The 17,676-nt window shown below is 72.0% G+C and carries 20 protein-coding genes; 2 read left to right on the plus strand and 18 right to left on the minus strand.

Annotated features, from left to right (window positions below; all coding sequences use genetic code 11):
* Positions 1-121 precede the first annotated feature (121 nt).
* The 12 genes from era to hrcA form a co-directional block, all read right to left on the minus strand.
* The gene (gene era, locus NYE39_RS04720) at positions 122-1,054 is read right to left on the minus strand and encodes a GTPase Era (protein ID WP_072624905.1); all 933 of its coding nucleotides are present in this window, start codon (positions 1,052-1,054) and stop codon (positions 122-124) included.
* Positions 1,051-2,343 carry a hemolysin family protein gene (locus NYE39_RS04725; protein WP_341011954.1) on the minus strand — a complete coding sequence of 431 codons (1,293 nt, stop codon included), beginning with the start codon at positions 2,341-2,343 and terminating at the stop codon, positions 1,051-1,053. Before NYE39_RS04725 ends, era begins: the two co-directional genes overlap by 4 nt.
* A complete protein-coding gene (gene ybeY / locus NYE39_RS04730) occupies positions 2,340-2,810 on the minus strand; it encodes an rRNA maturation RNase YbeY (RefSeq protein WP_341011955.1) in 471 nt (156 codons plus the stop codon). The genes NYE39_RS04725 and ybeY overlap by 4 nt, the downstream gene beginning before the upstream one ends.
* The gene (locus NYE39_RS04735; protein ID WP_185220405.1) at positions 2,807-3,859 is read right to left on the minus strand and encodes a PhoH family protein; all 1,053 of its coding nucleotides are present in this window, start codon (positions 3,857-3,859) and stop codon (positions 2,807-2,809) included. Before NYE39_RS04735 ends, ybeY begins: the two co-directional genes overlap by 4 nt.
* Before the next feature lie 50 nt (positions 3,860-3,909).
* Positions 3,910-4,695, minus strand: a complete 786-nt coding sequence (locus tag NYE39_RS04740) for a hypothetical protein (RefSeq protein WP_341011956.1) — start codon at positions 4,693-4,695, stop codon at positions 3,910-3,912.
* On the minus strand, positions 4,692-5,495 hold the full coding sequence (locus NYE39_RS04745; protein WP_341011957.1) for a hypothetical protein: 804 nt from the start codon (positions 5,493-5,495) through the stop codon (positions 4,692-4,694). The genes NYE39_RS04740 and NYE39_RS04745 overlap by 4 nt, the downstream gene beginning before the upstream one ends.
* Positions 5,492-6,478 (minus strand): WXG100 family type VII secretion target, encoded by a 987-nt coding sequence (locus tag NYE39_RS04750; RefSeq protein ID WP_341011958.1) that lies wholly within the window; start codon positions 6,476-6,478, stop codon positions 5,492-5,494. Before NYE39_RS04750 ends, NYE39_RS04745 begins: the two co-directional genes overlap by 4 nt.
* An 81-nt stretch (positions 6,479-6,559) precedes the next feature.
* A complete protein-coding gene (locus tag NYE39_RS04755) occupies positions 6,560-7,300 on the minus strand; it encodes a 16S rRNA (uracil(1498)-N(3))-methyltransferase (protein ID WP_341011960.1) in 741 nt (246 codons plus the stop codon).
* A 19-nt stretch (positions 7,301-7,319) separates the two neighbouring features.
* Positions 7,320-8,138, minus strand: coding sequence for a hypothetical protein (locus tag NYE39_RS04760; protein ID WP_341011961.1), 819 nt, complete (start codon positions 8,136-8,138; stop codon positions 7,320-7,322).
* 21 nt (positions 8,139-8,159) lie between these two features.
* Positions 8,160-9,173, minus strand: a complete 1,014-nt coding sequence (locus NYE39_RS04765) for a WXG100 family type VII secretion target (protein ID WP_341011962.1) — start codon at positions 9,171-9,173, stop codon at positions 8,160-8,162.
* Between the two features lie 77 nt (positions 9,174-9,250).
* Positions 9,251-10,372 (minus strand): molecular chaperone DnaJ, encoded by a 1,122-nt coding sequence (gene dnaJ / locus NYE39_RS04770; RefSeq protein WP_341011963.1) that lies wholly within the window; start codon positions 10,370-10,372, stop codon positions 9,251-9,253.
* 55 nt (positions 10,373-10,427) lie between these two features.
* Positions 10,428-11,462, minus strand: coding sequence for a heat-inducible transcriptional repressor HrcA (gene hrcA, locus NYE39_RS04775; protein ID WP_084451267.1), 1,035 nt, complete (start codon positions 11,460-11,462; stop codon positions 10,428-10,430).
* A gap of 141 nt (positions 11,463-11,603) precedes the next feature.
* Here hrcA and NYE39_RS04780 point away from each other — a divergent pair, with 141 nt between their 5' ends.
* A complete protein-coding gene (locus tag NYE39_RS04780) occupies positions 11,604-12,479 on the plus strand; it encodes a DUF3097 domain-containing protein (RefSeq protein ID WP_341011964.1) in 876 nt (291 codons plus the stop codon).
* Between the two features lie 3 nt (positions 12,480-12,482).
* Here NYE39_RS04780 and fabG read toward each other — a convergent pair whose 3' ends face one another.
* From fabG to hemW, 3 genes are all read right to left on the minus strand, one after another.
* Positions 12,483-13,238: a 3-oxoacyl-ACP reductase FabG gene (fabG, locus tag NYE39_RS04785; RefSeq protein WP_341011965.1), complete on the minus strand. Its 756-nt coding sequence runs from the start codon at positions 13,236-13,238 to the stop codon at positions 12,483-12,485.
* Between the two features lie 69 nt (positions 13,239-13,307).
* The gene (locus NYE39_RS04790) at positions 13,308-13,958 is read right to left on the minus strand and encodes a trimeric intracellular cation channel family protein (protein WP_341011966.1); all 651 of its coding nucleotides are present in this window, start codon (positions 13,956-13,958) and stop codon (positions 13,308-13,310) included.
* Positions 13,951-15,114 carry a radical SAM family heme chaperone HemW gene (hemW, locus tag NYE39_RS04795; RefSeq protein ID WP_341011967.1) on the minus strand — a complete coding sequence of 388 codons (1,164 nt, stop codon included), beginning with the start codon at positions 15,112-15,114 and terminating at the stop codon, positions 13,951-13,953. Before hemW ends, NYE39_RS04790 begins: the two co-directional genes overlap by 8 nt.
* Positions 15,115-15,146: 32 nt before the next feature.
* On the opposite strand from hemW, the gene NYE39_RS04800 reads away from it, so the two are divergent.
* On the plus strand, positions 15,147-15,920 hold the full coding sequence (locus NYE39_RS04800; protein ID WP_341011968.1) for a tyrosine-protein phosphatase: 774 nt from the start codon (positions 15,147-15,149) through the stop codon (positions 15,918-15,920).
* Between the two features lie 3 nt (positions 15,921-15,923).
* Here NYE39_RS04800 and NYE39_RS04805 read toward each other — a convergent pair whose 3' ends face one another.
* The 3 genes from NYE39_RS04805 to NYE39_RS04815 all read right to left on the minus strand — a co-directional run bounded on the left by NYE39_RS04805 (position 15,924) and on the right by NYE39_RS04815 (position 17,672).
* Positions 15,924-16,400 (minus strand): hotdog fold domain-containing protein, encoded by a 477-nt coding sequence (locus tag NYE39_RS04805; protein ID WP_341011969.1) that lies wholly within the window; start codon positions 16,398-16,400, stop codon positions 15,924-15,926.
* Positions 16,401-16,462: 62 nt separating this feature from the next.
* Positions 16,463-16,849, minus strand: a complete 387-nt coding sequence (locus NYE39_RS04810; protein ID WP_341011970.1) for a VOC family protein — start codon at positions 16,847-16,849, stop codon at positions 16,463-16,465.
* Positions 16,850-16,853: 4 nt separating this feature from the next.
* On the minus strand, positions 16,854-17,672 hold the full coding sequence (locus tag NYE39_RS04815; protein WP_341011971.1) for an AraC family transcriptional regulator: 819 nt from the start codon (positions 17,670-17,672) through the stop codon (positions 16,854-16,856).
* Positions 17,673-17,676 lie beyond the last annotated feature (4 nt).

Here is a 17,676-nt window from a genome sequence, read left to right on the forward strand (position 1 = left end):
ACTCGAGTTGGTGGCGGTCTCTGGGCAGCATGCTGCCAACCACTCACTTTGACCCACGGGCGCACGGCCGCCCAAATGGTCGTGACCGACTCGTGACCTGGGGTCGGGTGATCCGACCCGGTCAGAAGCCCAGACGCTGCAGCTGCTTGGGGTCGCGCTGCCAGTCCTTGGCCACCTTGACGTGCAGGTCGAGGAAGACCTTGTGGTCGAGCAGCCTTTCGATGCCCGCCCGCGCCGTGGTGCCCACCTCGCGCAGCCGTGACCCACCTCGCCCGATGATGATCGCCTTCTGGCTGTCACGCTCGACGTAGACGTTGACCCGCACGTCGAGCATCGGGTCGTCGGCCGGGCGCCCCTCGCGCGGGACGATCTCCTCGACGACGACGGCCAGGCTGTGCGGCAGCTCGTCGCGGACCCCCTCGAGGGCAGCCTCGCGGACGAGCTCGGCGATCATCCGCTCGTCGTCCTCGTCGCTCAGCTGGTCCTCGGGGTAGAGCGGCGCCGGCGACGGCGGCAGGTGCTCGGCCAGGACGCGCAGCACGTCGTCGACCTGGTCGCCGCGCACCGCGGAGCAGGGCACGATCGCGGCCCAGTCGCCCAGCTGGTCGATGGCGATGAGGTGCTCGGCCAGCCGGTCGCGGTCAACGGCGTCGCTCTTGGTCGCGATCGCGACGACGGGCACGCGCTTGGCCCGCTGCAGCTCCGCGAGGTCCTTGGCGATGAAGGTGTCGCCCGGACCGATCTTCTGGTCGGCCGGCAGGCAGAAGCCGATGACATCGACCTCGAGGAGAGTCTCGCGGACGAGGTCGTTGAGCCGCTCCCCCAGCAGGGTGCGGGGCTTGTGGAGGCCGGGGGTGTCGACGAGCACGACCTGCTGGTGGTCGCGTGTGACGATGCCGCGGATCGTGTGCCGCGTCGTCTGCGGCTTGCTCGAGGTGATGGCGACCTTGTCGCCGACGAGGGCATTGGTCAGGGTCGACTTGCCGGCATTGGGCCGGCCGACGAGGCAGGCGAACCCGGCGCGCCACTCGGTCTGCGTCTCGTCCATCGTCATGCCCCGATCTCCTCGTGCTCGCTCTGCCGGCTGTCGACGGGCTCGACCCGCTCGACGATGACCGTCGCGATGCGGTGCTGTCGTCCGGACATCTTCTCAGCCGTGAGGGAGAGGCCGGCGACCTCGCAGTGGGCCCCGACGATGGGGACGCGCCCGGAGATCTTGCCGATGAGGCCACCGACGGTGTCGACCTCCTCCTCGTCGATCGTCACGCCGAAGTGCTCGGCGAGGTCGTCGACGTGCAACCCTGCGGGCACCCGCGTGCGTCCGTCGTCGAGCTCCTCGATGCCCGGCCCCTCGCGGTCGTACTCGTCGGTGATCTCGCCGACGATCTCTTCGAGGATGTCCTCGATCGTCACCAGGCCGGCCGTGCCGCCGTACTCGTCGACGACGATCGCCGCGTGGATCTGGTCGCGCTGCATGTCGCGCAGCAGCTGGTCGACGGGCTTGCTCTCGGGGACGAAGGGGGCCGGCCGCATGAAGTCCGCGACGGGCAGGTCGCGTCCCTCCTCGTCGGCGAGCAGGCGCCGCACGACGTCCTTGAGGTAGAGCAGGCCGACGATGTCATCACTGGACTCCCCCACGACCGGCACCCGCGAGAAGCCGGACCGGATGAAGAGGTTGAGCGCCTTGCGCGCCGGCTTGTCCGACTCGATGGTGATCATGTCGGTGCGGGGCACCATGACCTCGCGCGCCAGGGTGTCGCCCAGCTCGAAGACGGAGTGGAGCATGTCGCGCTCCTCGTCCTCGATGATCGACGACTCCCCCGCGAGGTCGAGCAGGTCACGCAGCTCGGCCTCGGAGCGGAAGGGCCCGTCGCGGTAGCCGCGCCCCGGCGTGACGGCATTGCCGAAGGTGACGAGCAGCCGCGCCACCGGCCCCAGGACGCGCCGGACCCCGACGACGAAGGGGGCGGACGCCAGGGCGATCGCGGTGCTGTGCTGCCGCCCGAGGGTCCGCGGGGAGACCCCGACGAGCACGAAGGTCACGACGACCATGATGGCGGTGGAGATGAGCAGGGCCACCCAGGTGCGCTCGGCCTGCTCCACGACGACGAGTGTGATGAGCACCGCCGCGGTCGCCTCGGCGATCGCCCGGAGGAAGGCCAGCACGGAGATCGGACCGGCGCTGTCGGCGAGGATCGTCCGCAGCGCGCTGGCCCCGCGGCGACCCTCGGCCTCGGCCTCGTCGGCGGCCACCCGGGAGGCGGATCCGATCGCCGCGTCGACGAGGGTGAGGACGAAGGCGGCGACGATCGAGACGACCGCGCCGATGATCAGCGTCGTCACGCGCCGCTCTCCCGGCGCCGCCCGGCGAGGAAGGTGAGCAGGAGCTGGCGCTGCAGCTCGAACATCTCACGCTCCTCCTCGGGCTCGGCGTGGTCGTAGCCGAGCAGGTGGAGGATGCCGTGCGTGGTGAGCAGCAGCATCTCCTCGATCGGGGCGTGCCCGGCCGTCGCGGCCTGGCGTTCGGCGACCGAGGGGCACAGCACGATGTCTCCGAGGACGCCCTCGAGCGGGGCCTCGCCCTCGCGCCCCGGTCGCAGCTCGTCCATGGGGAAGCTCATGACGTCGGTCGGGCCGGCGAGGTCCATCCACTGCTCGTGCAGCACCGTCATCGTCGCCTCGTCGACGAAGCGGATGCACAGCTCGGCCTGCGGGTGCACGCGCATCTGCGCCAGCACGTAGCGGCTGATCTCGACGAACTCGGCCTCGTCGACGACGTGGTCGGTCTCGTTGAGCACGTCGATGCTCATCGGCGGGCCCCCTTCGTCGCGTCGTAGCGGTCGTAGGCGCTGACGATCTCCCCGACGAGCCGGTGCCGGACGACGTCGGCGGCGTCGAGGTGGGCGAAGTGCACACCGTCGACGTCGGTGAGGATCCGCTGGACCACCTTGAGGCCGGACTCGATACCGCCGGGCAGGTCGACCTGGCTCGTGTCGCCGGTGACGACCATCTTGGAGCCGAAGCCGAGTCGGGTGAGGAACATCTTCATCTGCTCGGGCGAGGTGTTCTGCGCCTCGTCGAGGATGATGAAGGAGTCGTTGAGCGTGCGTCCGCGCATGAAGGCCAGGGGCGCGACCTCGATGGTGCCGGCGGCCATGAGCCGCGGGATCGACTCGGGGTCGATCATGTCGTGCAGCGCGTCGTAGAGCGGTCGCAGGTAGGGGTCGATCTTGTCGTTGAGCGTCCCGGGCAGGAAGCCGAGCTTTTCCCCCGCCTCGACGGCCGGGCGGGTGAGGATGATCCGGTTGACCTGCTTGGCCTGCAGGGCGGCGACCGCCTTGGCCATCGCGAGGTAGGTCTTGCCGGTGCCGGCGGGCCCGATGCCGAAGACGACGGTGTTGTCGCCGATGGCGTCCACGTAGTGCTTCTGCCCGAGCGTCTTGGGGCGGATCGTGCGGCCGCGGTTGGAGACGATGTTGGTCGTCAGCACGTCGGCGGGGCGCTCGCGGGTCTGGCCGCGCAGCATGGTGATCGAGCGCTCGACGGCGTCCTTGTTGAGCGGCTGCCCGGCCTCGAGGATCTCGAGCAGCTCGTCGAGCAGCCGGTCGAGGACCTCGAGGTCGCCGGCCGGCCCGTGGAGGCGGAACTCATTGCCCCGGACGAGGATCTCGGTGCGCGGGAAGGCCCGCTCCATGGTCCGCAGCAGCTCGTCGGTCGGGCCGAGCAGGCTGACCATCGGGATGTTGTCGGGCAGGACGATCGTCTGCTGGACCCGGGGCGCCGGGCCGGACGCGGCCGCCCGCGGGTCGTCGGAGATCGCGTCGAGGGCGCGCAGGTCGGGGTGGTCTGATGGAGGCATCGTGCTCCCGATTCTACGGGCGCGAGCCGCTGTGGACGACCGGGTTGTGCTCAGCCTCGCGGCAGGCCCAGGACCGGATCGGTGAGCATCCGCTCGCGCTGCAGCTCAGGGGCTCGGCGCAGGTCCGTCGCGGTGACTTTTCGGGCGAGGACGAAGGGGGTCAGCCCCGCCGCCGGGTAGCCGTCGGCGACCATGGCCGTCTCGACCGCCCGGAGGAAGGTCTCCGGGTCGGTGGTGCCCAGCTGCCACCAGCCGAAGGGCGTCTCGCTCGGCGCGGGTTGGTAGCGGTAGCCCTGCGAGAAGGCCTCGAGGCCCGGGAAGGAGCCGAGGGGTCGATCGGTCCACCCGTTGACCACGACCCCGGGCGGGAGCACGGCCTGCTGGCGGTGCAGGGCGAGGGGCATGCGGGTCATCGACCGCACCGTCTTGGAGATGAAGATCCGACCTGGGTCGATGGTCGCCCACGGGATCGCCTCACGGCGGCCCCACGCCCCACGCACGACGAGCCCGTGCTGGTGGACGTCCTGACGGGTGGCCCGGGCGAGGGCCCACACGAGCACCATGATCGCGAAGAAGATCCCCCCGACCGTGCACGCGACCCCGAGCAGCAGGCCGACGCTCGGCCCCTCCGGGGACAGGAGCGCGACGAGGAGGCCGAGGGCCACGACGACGACGGCGCACAGGGCGAGCGAGGAGGCCCAGGCCCGCGCGGTAAGGCCGCCGTGGAACTTCGCACACCTGGGGCCCATGTGCTCGGGCGTCGCGCCGGAGAACCACGCGAGGGCCTCGTGGTCCTGCGGTGTCCCGCCGGACCACTGGTAGAAGGCTCGGGTCACTGGGCCGCGACCCACGACCGCCAGGTGTCGACGACGACGTCACCCGGCGCGCCGCGGAAGGCCATCCGGTCCTCGATGCGGCGGCCGAGGAAGACCTTGCCCTCGCTCGAGACGTGGATGTTGAGCACGTCGGGGTGGGGCTGGCCCGGGACAATCGCCATGAGCGACGTCGAGTGGGTGCAGCCCTCGAGGAAGGAGTTGGCCGGCGTCTTCTCCTCGAGCTGCTCGGGGGTCAGGTCGGCGCTGACCTCGGCCGGCGGGGCGTCGGCCCCGACGCCGACGACGGTGAGGAAGAGCTCCTCCTCGCTCTCGAGGCGCACGAGGTGGAAGCTGTGCATGCCGACCGGCGTCACGACCTCGCGCAACCACAGCCCGCCCTCGAGCGGGCGCAGGATGTACCACCAGGGCCCGTCGTCACGCGCGGTCTGCGCGGACAGGCGCGGCTCGGTCGAGCGCAGCCGCAGCGTCGCGAGCACGGGCTCGGCGAGCTGGTAGGCCTCCTGCCCGGACTCGTCGGCGAGCTGGCGGAACTGGCCCCGGGCGGTGAGCGCCCGCAGGGTCGACAGCTGGGCCAGCTCCTTGGCCTCGACGACGAGGGCGGTGTACCAGACACCCATCGGCCCGGCGGCGTCCTCGGACCCGAGGTAGGCCACGAGCTCCTCGTCGGTCAGCGTCCCGATCTCGAGCGGGAGCTCGCTGGAGCCGGCCGTGGCGAGCAGGTCCTCGGCGACGCGACGCGCCTCGTCACTGCCGACGAGGTCGAGCAGAGGCGCCTCGGCGGGGGTGCTGGTGTCGGTCACGAGAAGAGTCCTCCAAGTTTCTTGGCGCCGGATGACAGGACACTACCGGCGTCCTCGGCGAAGTCGGCCACGGCACCGCCGGCGTCCGCGAGCCGGTCGCCGGTCCAGTTCCAGGCGGCCTTCGCGCCGTCGGCGATCTCGTCACCCCACTGCGCGGCGACGAAGGAGCCGATGGCCAGGGCGCCACCCACGGCCCAGCCGACCGGCCCGGACGCGATGAGCAGCGGCGCGGCCACCGAGGCGATGCCCAGCCCGCCGGAGATCGCCTGGGACCAGTCCCCCTTCATGATCCCCGCGGCCAGGTCGTAACCACCGACGAAGGCGCCCAGTGGGCCGAGGAGCTTGCCGAACCCCTTGAGGCCCTTGAGGACCGAGCCGTTGAAGAGGGGCGCCAGGCGCGAGCTGCCGAAGAGCGCGGCCGCGCCCTTGCCGAAGAGCGGGTGGGTCAGCTGCGCTTGCATGAAGAGCCCCAGCCGGGCGCCGGGCGACAGCAGCGGCTTGGTGAGCGCAGGGACCTGGGAGAGCAGGGCCCCCAGACCACGGCCGCCGTTGAGCGCCTTGACGATGTCGTTGACCCCGCCGAGGGCGCCGAGCCGCCCGACGACCGTCGACAGATGGTCGATGATGTTGGGCGAGGTCGTGCTCGTGCCCGAGAGAGTCGGGGCGCCCGAGCCACCCAGCCCGGCGCGACCCCCGCCGAGAATGCTGCCGCTGGCCTGCGAGCTCTGGTGCTGGTCGGTCGCCTGCTGCTGCAGGCCCTTGCCCATGGCCTGGATCGTCTGGCTGGCCGCGGCGAGGGACTTCTCCGCGCCGCCCCACGACCCGCTGAACTTCTCGATGTCCGGACCCTCCCACGCCCCGGAGAGGACGGAGAGCTGACCGCGCCCCTGGGCCCCGATGTTGGTCAGCGCCTCACCGTTGCGCTGCAGATCGCCCGCGATCTGACGGACGCGCTCGACGTCCATGCCCTCCTGCACGCTCATGCGCGGCCCTCCTGCTCGATGGTCATGACCGGCTCCCGATGCTAGAGACCATCACGGCCCCACGACATGGGGAGCACTCCCCTACCGCCAGCGACCTCGGGCGCTGAGCACCGCGATGGCCGCAGGCCCGGCCGTCGAGGCCCGCAGCACCTGGGTGCCGAGGCGGACCGGGACACCCCCGACAGCCACGAAGCGCTCCAGCTCCTGCGGCGAGATCCCGCCCTCCGGTCCGACGACGAGGAGGACCTCCCCTTCGTCGGGCAGGTCGACGGTGGCCAGCGGCGTCGTGGCGTCCTCGTGCAGGACGAAGGGGGTCGCCCCGGCGAACCGCTCGGCGAGCCCCTGGCTCGTCACCAGCTCGTCCAGCCGCGGCCACCGACCGCGCCGGGACTGCTTGGCGGCGCGCTCGATCACGTTGGCCCACTTGCGCAGGCCCTTGTCGACCTTGGGGCCCTTCCACCGCACGATCGAGCGGTCGGCCTGCCACGGGACGATCCCGTCGACGCCGAGCTCGGTGGCCGCCTCGACGGCGTCCTCGTCGCGCCCGTCCTTGGACAGGGCCTGCACGAGCGTCAGGCGAAGGGAGGGCTCGGACTCGTCGAGCCGCTCGACCACCCGCAGCCGCACGAGGTCGCGGTCGACCTCGACGGCCTCGGCGAGCACGCGGGCTCCGTGCCGGTCGGCCACGAGCACCTCCTCCCCCACCTCGAGCCGCACGACGGTGGCGGCGTGGTGGGCCTCGGGCCCGGTGAGGTCGACGACTCCGTCCGCGGCGAGACCGTCCAGGTCACCGGGGTCGACCTGGAAGAGCGGCGCGGTCATGCGGCCACCGTCCTCGTCGTCACCACAGGTCGCGCCACGCCCGCCATCGCTCCACCACCGTGTCCGCGGAGCCTCCCGAGTAGACCAGGTCGTCGCCGTCGGGCACGCCGATCGTCATGGCGTTGTGCTGGTCGACGCACACGACGTAGCTCTCGGGGACGTCTTCACCCGGGTGCACCATCGCCAGCTGGGTGACGTGCCGCTGTTCAGCAAGAAAGCCTCGCAGCTGGCGCGACGGAAGGCCGTCGGCCGACTGGCGGAAGGAAGCCTGAGACGGCTGCGGCTTGTCGCCAAGCGCGCAGAAGACACGAAAGAACGTCTCCTCCATCTCGTCGAGAGGGACCAGATCATGGCTGTGGAAACCGTGCTCCGAGACGACCTCGCGCAGCCAGACGTCGTCGTACCGGCGCAGCTGGTACCACGAGGGGCCCTGGCGCGTCATGCCCTGCGCACTGAGCACCACCGGCTCCCGGCGCAGGCGGAGCAGGGCCATCAGCCGCAGGCTCATGCGCGCCTGCAGCCCGTCATCACCCGACTCGACGTAGAGCTCCTCGCGGGTAGTCAGCGAACGCAACGCCGTGGCCCGGGCAGTGCGACGCTCCCGGTCGCCGAGCGACGCGTACCAAGTTCCGTGTGGCCTGACCTCGGCGCCGACCGGCGCGCAGGCCACGAGCTCCTCGTCGGAGAGCGCTCCGAGAGCCAGACCTCGGTCGGCCTGTCGGTACTCGTCGATCACGACGGTCACTGCGTCCACGGACTGCGGCGAGTCGACGATCGACGTGAGATCGGGCAGGTCGTCGACGGGGGTGTCGAGGCTCAGGTCGGCCCACGTGGTCATGGCTTCACCCCATCACGTCGCTCAGGCACCTGCCAACATCCCCATCTGGGACCGCCGATCGCTGGCCTTGTAGGGCGGTGGGATGGGGCCGTTGCGCTCGGGCATCTCGTACCCGTGTCGCATGCCGCCCCCGCCGAAGCCGACCTCCGCCGCCCAGGCAGGGTCCCCCTCGACGACGTCGATGAACCACGGGCCGTACTCGCGGACGACCCCGATCCCTAGGGAGATCACCGCCAGGATGGCTGCAGCACCGCCGAGGACGATGCCGGCGGGTGCCCCCAAGATCGTGCCCCCGGCGAATACCGCGGCGATGGCGAGGCCACCGGAGAGCCACCCGGTGAGGCCCTCGAAGAACTGGAGGACGCCGTCCACGGAAGGCCCCTCCGTGAAGAGGCGCCACACGGCCTGGACCATGTCGACCTGACCGAAGATCATGGAGAGGTAACCACCGGCAACGCCGGCGATCTTGGCGAGCTTGCCCAGGATCTTGAACCTGCCGTCGAGCTTCTCGAGCTTGTCGACGACGTAGCCGACGACCTCGTCGACCACCATCTGGGCCAGGCCGAAGAACGGACTGGTGTAAATCTCCCAGACGTCCTTCAGCGTGTCGGTGATCGCCTCCCACGCAGCAGGGGCAGCCCCGAGTGGGTGCGCGAAGGGATCGGTCGGCCCCGGCCGACCATCGAGCTCGGGGGTACGCCCTCCGTGCCATGGCGCCCGGCCGGGCCCGCCGCCGTCTCCAGCCGCGGCTCCGCGACCAGGGCCACCCTCCGAGGCCCCGTCCTGCTCGTCGGCCTGACGGGTCAGCTCGTTGGCGACCTCGTCGAGGTCCCGGCTCGAGCGGTTCAGTGCCGGGCGAGCCGCCTGCCACTCACGGGCGAACTTCTCGGCATCGGGCCCACCCCAGACGTCCTTGAGGACGTCGGCGAGGGCCGAGCCCTGCGTCCCGATGCCGGCCAGCACCGCCCCCTGGTGCTTGAGCTGCGTTGCGACGACCCGCGCTCGCGCGGTGTCCATCCCGTCGGTAACCGTCATGGCCTCTCCCTGTCGTGGTGCCCACAACGTATCCGGGCTCAGCAGGGGCCAGCCATGGGGAGGACTCCCCCGTCGAATCAGCGCTTGAAGGCGTGCCGCAGCCGACCGACGAAGCCGGAGTCGACGTCGTCGAGCTCGCCGTCGGGCTGCTCCTCGTCGCGCACGGCCGCGAGCTCCCGCAGGAGGCGCTCCTGCTCCGCGTCGAGCTTGGTCGGGGTGCGCACGTCGACGTGGATGACGAGGTCACCACGGCCCTCGCGCCGCAGGTGCGTGACGCCGAGGCCGGGCAGGACGATCGTGTCGCCGGGCTGGGTGCCCCGCTTGATGGTGATCTCCTGTTCGCCGTCGAGGGTGGCGAAGCTCATCGTCACCCCGAGCGCGGCCGCGGTCATCGGCACCGCGACGGACGCGTGCAGGTCGTCACCTCGCCGGGTGAAGGTCTCGTGGTCGCGCACCCGCAGCTCGACGTAGAGGTCGCCGGCCGGCCCGCCACCGGGACCGACCTCCCCTTCGCCCTCGAGGTGGATGCGGGTGCCGCTGTCGACGCCGGCGGGGATGCGCACGGTCATCGTGCGGCGGGTGCGCACCCGGCCCTGGCCGGAGCACTCGTGGCAGGGGTTGGGGATGACCTCGCCGAAGCCCTGGCAGGTCGGGCACGGGCGGCTGGTCATGACCTGGCCGAGGAAGGAGCGCTGCACCTGCTGGACCTCGCCGCGGCCGGCACAGGTGTCGCACGTGCGGCGGCCGGTGCCCGGCTGGGCGCCGTCGCCGGAGCAGGTGCCGCAGACGACGGCGGTGTCGATGGTCAGCTCCTCCTGACCGCCGAAGACCGCGGTCGCGAGGTCGAGCTCGAGCCCGACGAGACCGTCCTGCCCGCGCGCCGAGCGCGAGCGGGGGCCGCGGCCGGCGCCGCCGGCTGCCTGCCCGAAGAACTGCTCCATGATGTCGCTGAAGGTGAAGCCGGCCCCGAAGCCGTCGTGGGCACCGCCGTAGGGGTCGCCGCCCATGTCGTACTGGCGACGCTTCGCCTCGTCGGAGAGGACGTCGTAGGCCTGCGAGACCCGCTTGAACTGCTCCTCGGCCTCGGGGCCTGGGTTGACGTCGGGGTGCAGGGTGCGGGCGAGCTTGCGGTAGGCCCGCTTGATCTCCTCGGGCGTCGCCTCGCGGCTGACGCCCAGGTCCTCGTAGTAGTCGTTCACGCGTGACGTCCTCGTGGGTCGTGGGTCGGTCTGGTCGGTGCGGAGCGGACGCCGGTCAGGCGTCCACGATCCGCGAGAGGTAGGTGGCGACGGCACGCACCTGCGCCATCGTCGCCGGGTAGTCCATGCGGGTCGGGCCGAGCACGCCGACGGCACCGACCTGCTCGTCGCCTGCGCCGTAGCCGGAGGTGACGAGCGATGTCCCCTGCAGCCCGGTCACGGGATTTTCGGAGCCGATGCGCACGGACACGCCGGGCGCCTCCTGATCGGCCTCGACGCTGAGCAGCTTGAGCAGCACGACGTGCTGCTCGAGGGCGTCGAGCACCGGCTCGAGGGTCATCGGGAAGTCGCTCGAGCTGCGCGCGAGGTTGGCCGTGCCGGCCAGGGTGACCTTGGTCGCCCGCTCCTCGGCCAGTGCCGCCTCGACGACACCGATGACCCCGGCCGTGAGGGCGTCCTCGGTCTCGACGTCCTCGTCGTGCAGGGTGCGCAGCGACTCCAGCGCCTCGGCGAGGCGGCGGTCGCGGGTGGCGGCGTTGACCCGGCCGCGTGCGCTGGCCAGGGCATCGGCGCCCTGGGGAGCCAGGTAGTCGACCCCCGTGGGCACCACGCGCTGCTCGACGCGGCCGGTGCCCATGATGACGACGACCATGAGCCGGGTCTCGCTCATCGGCACCAGCTCGATGTGCTTGACCGTGCTGCGGGTGAGCGAGGGGTACTGCACGACCGCGACCTGCCGGGTCAGCGTCGACAGCAGACGGACCGTGCGGTCGAGGACGACGTCGAGGTCGTCGGCGCCCTCGAGGTAGTCGGTGATCGCCGCGCGCTCCCCCCGCGACATGGGGCGGATCGCCTGCAGCCGGTCGACGAAGAGCCGGTAGCCGGCATCGGTCGGGATGCGCCCCGCAGAGGTGTGTGGGGCGATGATCAGCCCCTCGTCCTCGAGCGCGGCCATGTCGTTGCGCACGGTCGCGGCCGAGACGTTGAGCTGATGGCGGTCGAGCAGCGCCTTGGAACCGACCGGCTCCGACGTCTGCACGTAGTCCTCGACGATGGCGCTGAGCACGGCCATGCGGCGCTCCTGGCTCATGCTGACCTCCTTCGACACCCACGAACGGGACCGCTGGCACTCGGTCCACCTGAGTGCCAAGTCTACGACCGGGGCGGCCATTCCCCGGAATCCGGCGTGCCGACGCCGCGAGTGACCTCCCTTCGGCCTACCGTCCGTGCCGTGAGCGATCGATACGGCATGGACGTCCTCTCCGGCGACTGGAAGTCGAAGGGCCGGCTGGCCCGACCGACCGCGCGGGCGATGGAGGCCACGCCGGGCACCGTCGTCGAGGACGTCGAGACCGGCTGGGTCGGCGCCGTGGTCGCCGTGGAGAAGGCGGGCGGCGTCCACGTCGTCCACCTCGAGGACCGGCGAGGCAAGGTCAAGGCCTTCCCGCTCGGTCCGGGCTTCCTCGTCGACGGCTCCCCGGTCTCGCTCACCGCGCCGAAGGGGGCCCAGCGCGCGGCCCTCGCAGCCGCCGAGAAGCAGGCCTCCCGCACCGCGAGCGGGTCCGTCGCCGTGCACGACGCCAAGGCCCGGGTCGCCATCGGGTCCCGGATCTTCGTCGAGGGCCGCCACGACGCCGAGCTCGTCGAAAAGGTCTGGGGCCACGACCTGCGGGTCGAGGGCGTCGTCGTCGAGATGCTCGACGGCGTCGACGACCTCGCGGCCGCGATCCGCGACTTCGCCCCCGGCCGCGGTCGGCGGATGGGGGTCCTCGTCGACCACCTCGTGCCGGGCAGCAAGGAGTCGCGCATCGTCGCCGAGGCCAACAGGCTCGCGCCCGAGCACGTGCTCGTCCTCGGGCACCCCTACGTCGACGTGTGGCAGTCGGTGCGCCCGCAGCGACTCGGCATGGAGGCCTGGCCGACGATCCCCCGCTCGATGGAGTGGAAGCGCGGGATCTGCGCCCACCTCGGCTGGCCCCACGACTCCCAGGCCGACATCGCCCGCGCCTGGAAGCAGATCCTGGGCACCGTCCGCAACTATGCCGACCTCGAGCCCGCCCTCCTCGGGCGCGTCGAGGAACTCATCGACTTCGTCACGGCCGAGTAGGGGTCAGTCCTTCGGGCCGCCGGCGACGTAGATGACCTGGCCGGACACGAAGCCGGCCTCCTCGGACAGGAGGAAGGACGCGGTGGCGGCGATGTCCTCGGGCTGGCCGACGCGGCCGACCGGGGTCTCCTTGGCCGCGTGGGCGAGGAAGTCCTCGAAGGGCACACCGATGCGCTCCGCGGTCGCGGCCGTCATGTCGGTCTGGATGAAGCCGGGGGCGATCGCATTGGCCGTCACGCCGAACTTGCCGAGCTCGATCGCCAGGGTCTTGGTGAAGCCCTGCATGCCGGCCTTGGCGGCCGAGTAGTTGGCCTGGCCGCGGTTGCCGAGGGCAGAGGTCGAGCTGAGGTTGACGATGCGGCCGTACGTCGAAGCGGTCATGTGCGCCTGGACGGCCTTGGTCATGAGGAAGGCGCCCCGCAGGTGGACCGCCATGACCGAGTCCCAGTCGTCGACGCTCATCTTGAAGAGCATGTTGTCGCGGATGATGCCGGCGTTGTTGACGAGCAGCGTCGGGGCACCGAGCTCCTCGGCCACGCGGGCGACGCCCGCCTCGACCTGCTCGGCGTCGGAGACGTCGACGCCCACGGCCAGGGCGGTGCCTCCCCCTTCGGTGATCTCGTCGACGACCGCCTGGCAGGCGGACTCGTCGAGGTCGAGCACGGCGACGTGGTGGCCGTCGGTGGCGAGCCGAAGGGCAATGGCCCGGCCGATCCCGCGGGCGGCTCCGGTGACGATGGCGGTACGAGTCGTGGTCATGCGGCCCATCGTGCGCCATCGGGTAAGCGCTCGCACACCTGAGTCCGCGGAGCGGTCATCGAGGCCGGGTCAGCGGCGGTGCACCCTGCTCGGGCGCCACTTCGGCTCGGTCGGCAGCATCCACCCACGCCGTCGAGCGAGGTCGCACACGCCGCCGCCGATGAGCAGTGCGCCCAACGAGGCGAGCGGATCAGTGGTCACCAGCTGGAGCAGGACGAAGGAGGCGCCGCCGGCGAAGGCCGCGGTCGCGTAGAGCTCGGAGCGCTGCAGGATCGCGGGCACGCTGCCGAGCATGACGTCGCGCAGGACTCCTCCCCCGCACGCGGTGAGCACGCCGAGCAGGATCGCCGGGAGCCAGTGGATGTCGAGCAGCAGCGCCTTCTGGGTGCCGACGACGGCCCAGGTGCCGAGCGCCACGGCGTCCACCCACGGGAAGACCTGCCGCCAGCGGCGCCCTTCGAGCGGGACGAAGAAGGCGATGCCCGCCGCGACGAGGGCCACGGTGAGGTAGCGCAGGTCGGTCAGCGCGACGGGCTGGACGTCGAGGAGCACGTCACGGATCGCGCCGCCCCCGAGGGCGGAGATGATCGCCAGCACCGAGAATCCGACCGGGTCGAGCTGGTGGCGGCGGGCGACGGCCCCACCCAGCAGACCGTTGGCGAAGACGCCGAGCAGGTCGACGGCCGCGATGAGGTCAGGGATCTGCGGGACGTCAGGCACCGGCGCTCCCCACGAGGTGGTGGACGACGGTGTCCGCGAGCAGCCGACCCCGGCGGGTGAGGACGACCCGACCGCGCACTGCCTCGCGGCCGTCGACGAGACCGTCGGCGACGAGGCCGGCGACCGCCCGGCGGCCCTGCGGCTCAAGGCGATCGGTCGGCAGCCCCTCGCGCAGCCGCACGCCGAGGAGGACCTCTTCGTCGGCGCGCTGCTCGGCCGTCAGGGCCTCGCGCTCGGCGGCCGGGTCGCCCTCGGCCAGCGCCTTGGCCCAGGTCGCTGGGTGCTTGAGGTTCCACCAGCGCACACCGTCGACGTGGCTGTGGGCGCCCGGCCCGACGCCCCACCAGTCGTGGCTGCGCCAGTAGGCCTCGTTGTGCCGGCAGCGGTCGGCGGCGGTGCGGGCCCAGTTGCTGATCTCGTACCAGTCGTAGCCGGCGGCGGCGAGCAGCTCGTCGGCGAGCTCGTACTTGTCGGCCTCGTCGTCGCCGGTCGGCATCGGCAGCTCGCCGCGGCGCACCCGGGCGGCCATCTTGGTCCCGTCCTCGACGGTCAGGGCATAGGCGGACAGGTGGTCGGGCTCGAGGGCGAGCGCGGTCTCGAGCGAGGTGCGCCACTGCTCCAGGGACTCCCCCGGCGTGCCGTAGATGAGGTCCAGGCTCACCGCGAGACCCGCGGCACGGGCGGCGGCCAGGGCACGGGCGACATTGGCCGGGTCATGGGTGCGGTCGAGCGTCGCGAGGACTTGCGGCACGGCCGACTGCATGCCGATGCTCACCCGGGTGAACCCACCGTCGGCGAGCATGCGCAGCGACTCCTCGGTGACGCTGTCCGGGTTGGCCTCGGTGGTCACCTCGACGTCGTCGGCCAGCCCCCACCGCTCGCGCACCGCGTCGAGGAAGCGCACGAGGTCCTGCGGCGGCAGCAGGGTCGGCGTGCCGCCGCCGACGAAGACCGTCGAGACCGGGCGATCGGTGCCCACGGACCGCAGCGCCAGGTCGAGCTCGCTGATCGCTGCGTCGACGAAGGTGGCGACGCTCGCCCCCTTCGCCCCGCCGGCGGGACCCAGCTCGGTGGCCGTGTAGGTGTTGAAGTCGCAGTACCCGCAGCGGACCGTGCAGAAGGGCACGTGCAGGTAGATGCCGAAGGGGGGACGCACCGGCCCATCCTCCCACCGATAGCGTGGTCGCCATGACCCGGTGGATCGAGCTCGACGGCGTCGTCAACATGCGGGACCTCGGCGGGCTCCCCACCCGCGACGGCCGCACCACCCGCGAGGGTCGGTTGATCCGCAGCGACAACCTCCAGGCCCTGAGCGAAGGGGACGTCCGTCACCTCGTCGAGGAGCTCGGGGTGACCGACGTCGTCGACCTGCGCAGCCACGTGGAGCACGAGGTCACCGGCGCCGGGCCGCTGCGGTCCACGCCGCTCACCCACCACCACCACAGCCTGCTGCGCGAGGACCTCGATGCCGGCGAGACGGTCGCGGAGGCGCTCGCGGTGCGGTGGGGTCGGGAGGACCCCGCCCCGCGGGACGGGACCTTCTGGGCGCGTCACTACACGGGCTACCTCACGAGGCGTCCCGACTCCGTGGCCGCCGCGCTCGCCGCGGTCCGGGACAGCGCCGGGGGCACCGTCGTCCACTGCGCCGCGGGCAAGGACCGCACGGGCACGGTCGTCGGCATGGCCCTGGCCGTCGCCGGGGTGCCCGAGGAGGAGATCATCGCCGACTACGTCCTGACCGCCGAGCGACTCGAGCGGATCATCGGGCGCCTGATCGAGGTGGAGCCCTACCGCAGGTCGCTGCCGACCCACACGCTCGAGGAGCAGCTACCCCGCGCGGAGTCGATGGCCGCGGTGCTCTCGCACCTCGACGCGGAGCACGGCGGGACAGTCGGCTGGCTCGAGGCCGCCGGGTGGACCCAGGAGGAGGTCACGCGGCTGCGCGACCGGCTCGTGGGGTGAGGCTCAGGCCTTCTTCGGCTTGGCGGTGACGTAGACGGGGATGACGCCCTCGACGACGACGACGCCGTCGGTGCGCACCGCCTTGACCCGGATGTCGACGTCGTAGGGAGCCTCGCCCGTCCACTGCTCGGGATCGGTCTCGGCGACGCACAGCAGATCGGTCGTCGACTTGGCCAGGTAACTCACCTGCAGGCCGCGCGGCAGCCAGCGCTGGTCGCCCGGGCAGGTCGCCTCGGCGAGCAGGCCCATGGCGGCTTCGAGGCCGTTGCACACGGCGATCGCGTGGAGGGTGCCGATGTGGTTGTGCACCCGCTTGCGGTTGCGGATCGACAGCTCGGCGTGGTTGGCGCGGACCTCGCGCACCTGGGGGCGCACCGTCGCGAAGTAGGGCGCCTTGACGGCGTAGAGCAGGGAGAAGATCCGCTTACCCGCCGGGAGACTCGTGATGCGCTGGTACAGGTCGAAGGTCTGCTGGGCCATGCCCGACACACTAAGCCAGCGCTTAGTCCCCGGGAAGCGGTGGCCGCGTCGGCTGCGTCACGTCATCCGGCGTAGGTGCCGAAGCTCCAGGAGTTGCCCTCGGGATCGAGGATGCTGAACCCGCGCGAGCCGTAGTCCTCCTCCTTCATCGGCCGGGTGAAGCTCGCCCCCAGCGCCTCGGCGTGCGCGTGCACCGCGTCGGGGTCGTCGGTGACGACGTAGAGGTTCGCGCTGCCGGCCGGCGTCGTGAAGTGCGGGTCGTCCGACCGGGCGCTCGCGATCATCACCCGGCCGCCCTCGGGCCAGAGCATCTCGCTGTGCCGCACGAGGTCCCCCTCCTCGACGAGGACGCCCTCGGTGAAGCCGAGCGTGACGAGCCAGGCGCGCAGGGCGTGCGGGTCGCGGGCGGTCAGGCCGGGCCAGATGCTGTGGTCGGTGGTCGTGTCCATGCCCTCAGTCTCGGGCGTGGGGGCCGCCGGCGTCTTGGACGAATGCGATCTCGTCCTCGCGCAGCCAGCGGGTCGGGGAGGCACCCGCGAGGGCGACCCAGTCGCGGGTCAGGTGCGACTGGTCCGAGTAGCCGCAGACGGCCGCGACGTCCGCGAGCGGCCTCCCCGCCCCGACGAGGCGGTGGCTGCGCTGGAATCGCAGGACCCGCGCGGTCGTCTTGGGCGCGTGGCCGTACTCGGCCCGGAAGCGTGCGGCCAGGTGTCGCGTGGACCAGCCCACCTCGCGGGCCACCTCGTGGACCGGGGCCCGCCCGGCGGTGCGCTGCAGGAGTCGCCAGGCGTGCTCGACCTCGGGCTGCGGCCGTCGGCGCGGCTCGCGCCGGGCGAAGAGGGCGTCGGTCACCAGCGCGAAGCGGCCCTCCCAGCCGTCGGTCTCCGACAGGCGCTCGTGCAGCCGCGCGGCATCCGGGCCGACGAGCGCGGCGAGGTCGACGGCCGTCCCCGCGAGCTCCGCGGCCGGACCGCCGCGCAGCAGCGACGCACCGGCCGGGGTCAGGTCGAGCTGGACACCGTGCTGGCTGCCGTCATGCCGGATGAGGGCGGGGCGGTCGTGCAGCCCGGCGACGACCGCGTCGAAGCGACCCTCCCGGCCGTCCGGCCCGACCAGGTCGAGCGGGGCGTCGAGGGAGAGGACGAGCGTGACCGTCCCGGACGGCATCCCGACGTGCGTCCCCGGGGACGCGCCGGTGATGCGATAGCCGACCATCGCCTCGACGAAGGGGGTGAGGTGCCGGGGCAGCGCGGCCGTGACGGCGTCGGTCATCCAC

Source organism: Janibacter sp. FSL W8-0316 (genome assembly GCF_038004165.1).
GTDB lineage: Bacteria > Actinomycetota > Actinomycetes > Actinomycetales > Dermatophilaceae > Janibacter > Janibacter indicus.

Bases quoted from the DNA above. Each gene is read 5' to 3' on its own strand.
- era (WP_072624905.1), bottom strand. From the start codon at position 1,054: ATGACGATGGACGAGACGCAGACCGAGTGGCGCGCCGGGTTCGCCTGC.
- ybeY (WP_341011955.1), bottom strand. From the start codon at position 2,810: ATGAGCATCGACGTGCTCAACGAGACCGACCACGTCGTCGACGAGGCC.
- NYE39_RS04735 (WP_185220405.1), bottom strand. From the start codon at position 3,859: ATGCCTCCATCAGACCACCCCGACCTGCGCGCCCTCGACGCGATCTCC.
- NYE39_RS04750 (WP_341011958.1), bottom strand. From the start codon at position 6,478: ATGAGCGTGCAGGAGGGCATGGACGTCGAGCGCGTCCGTCAGATCGCG.
- NYE39_RS04755 (WP_341011960.1), bottom strand. From the start codon at position 7,300: ATGACCGCGCCGCTCTTCCAGGTCGACCCCGGTGACCTGGACGGTCTC.
- NYE39_RS04760 (WP_341011961.1), bottom strand. From the start codon at position 8,138: ATGACCACGTGGGCCGACCTGAGCCTCGACACCCCCGTCGACGACCTG.
- NYE39_RS04765 (WP_341011962.1), bottom strand. From the start codon at position 9,173: ATGACGGTTACCGACGGGATGGACACCGCGCGAGCGCGGGTCGTCGCA.
- hrcA (WP_084451267.1), bottom strand. From the start codon at position 11,462: ATGAGCCAGGAGCGCCGCATGGCCGTGCTCAGCGCCATCGTCGAGGAC.
- fabG (WP_341011965.1), bottom strand. From the start codon at position 13,238: ATGACCACGACTCGTACCGCCATCGTCACCGGAGCCGCCCGCGGGATC.
- NYE39_RS04800 (WP_341011968.1), top strand. From the start codon at position 15,147: ATGACCCGGTGGATCGAGCTCGACGGCGTCGTCAACATGCGGGACCTC.
- NYE39_RS04805 (WP_341011969.1), bottom strand. From the start codon at position 16,400: ATGGCCCAGCAGACCTTCGACCTGTACCAGCGCATCACGAGTCTCCCG.
- NYE39_RS04810 (WP_341011970.1), bottom strand. From the start codon at position 16,849: ATGGACACGACCACCGACCACAGCATCTGGCCCGGCCTGACCGCCCGC.
- NYE39_RS04815 (WP_341011971.1), bottom strand. From the start codon at position 17,672: ATGACCGACGCCGTCACGGCCGCGCTGCCCCGGCACCTCACCCCCTTC.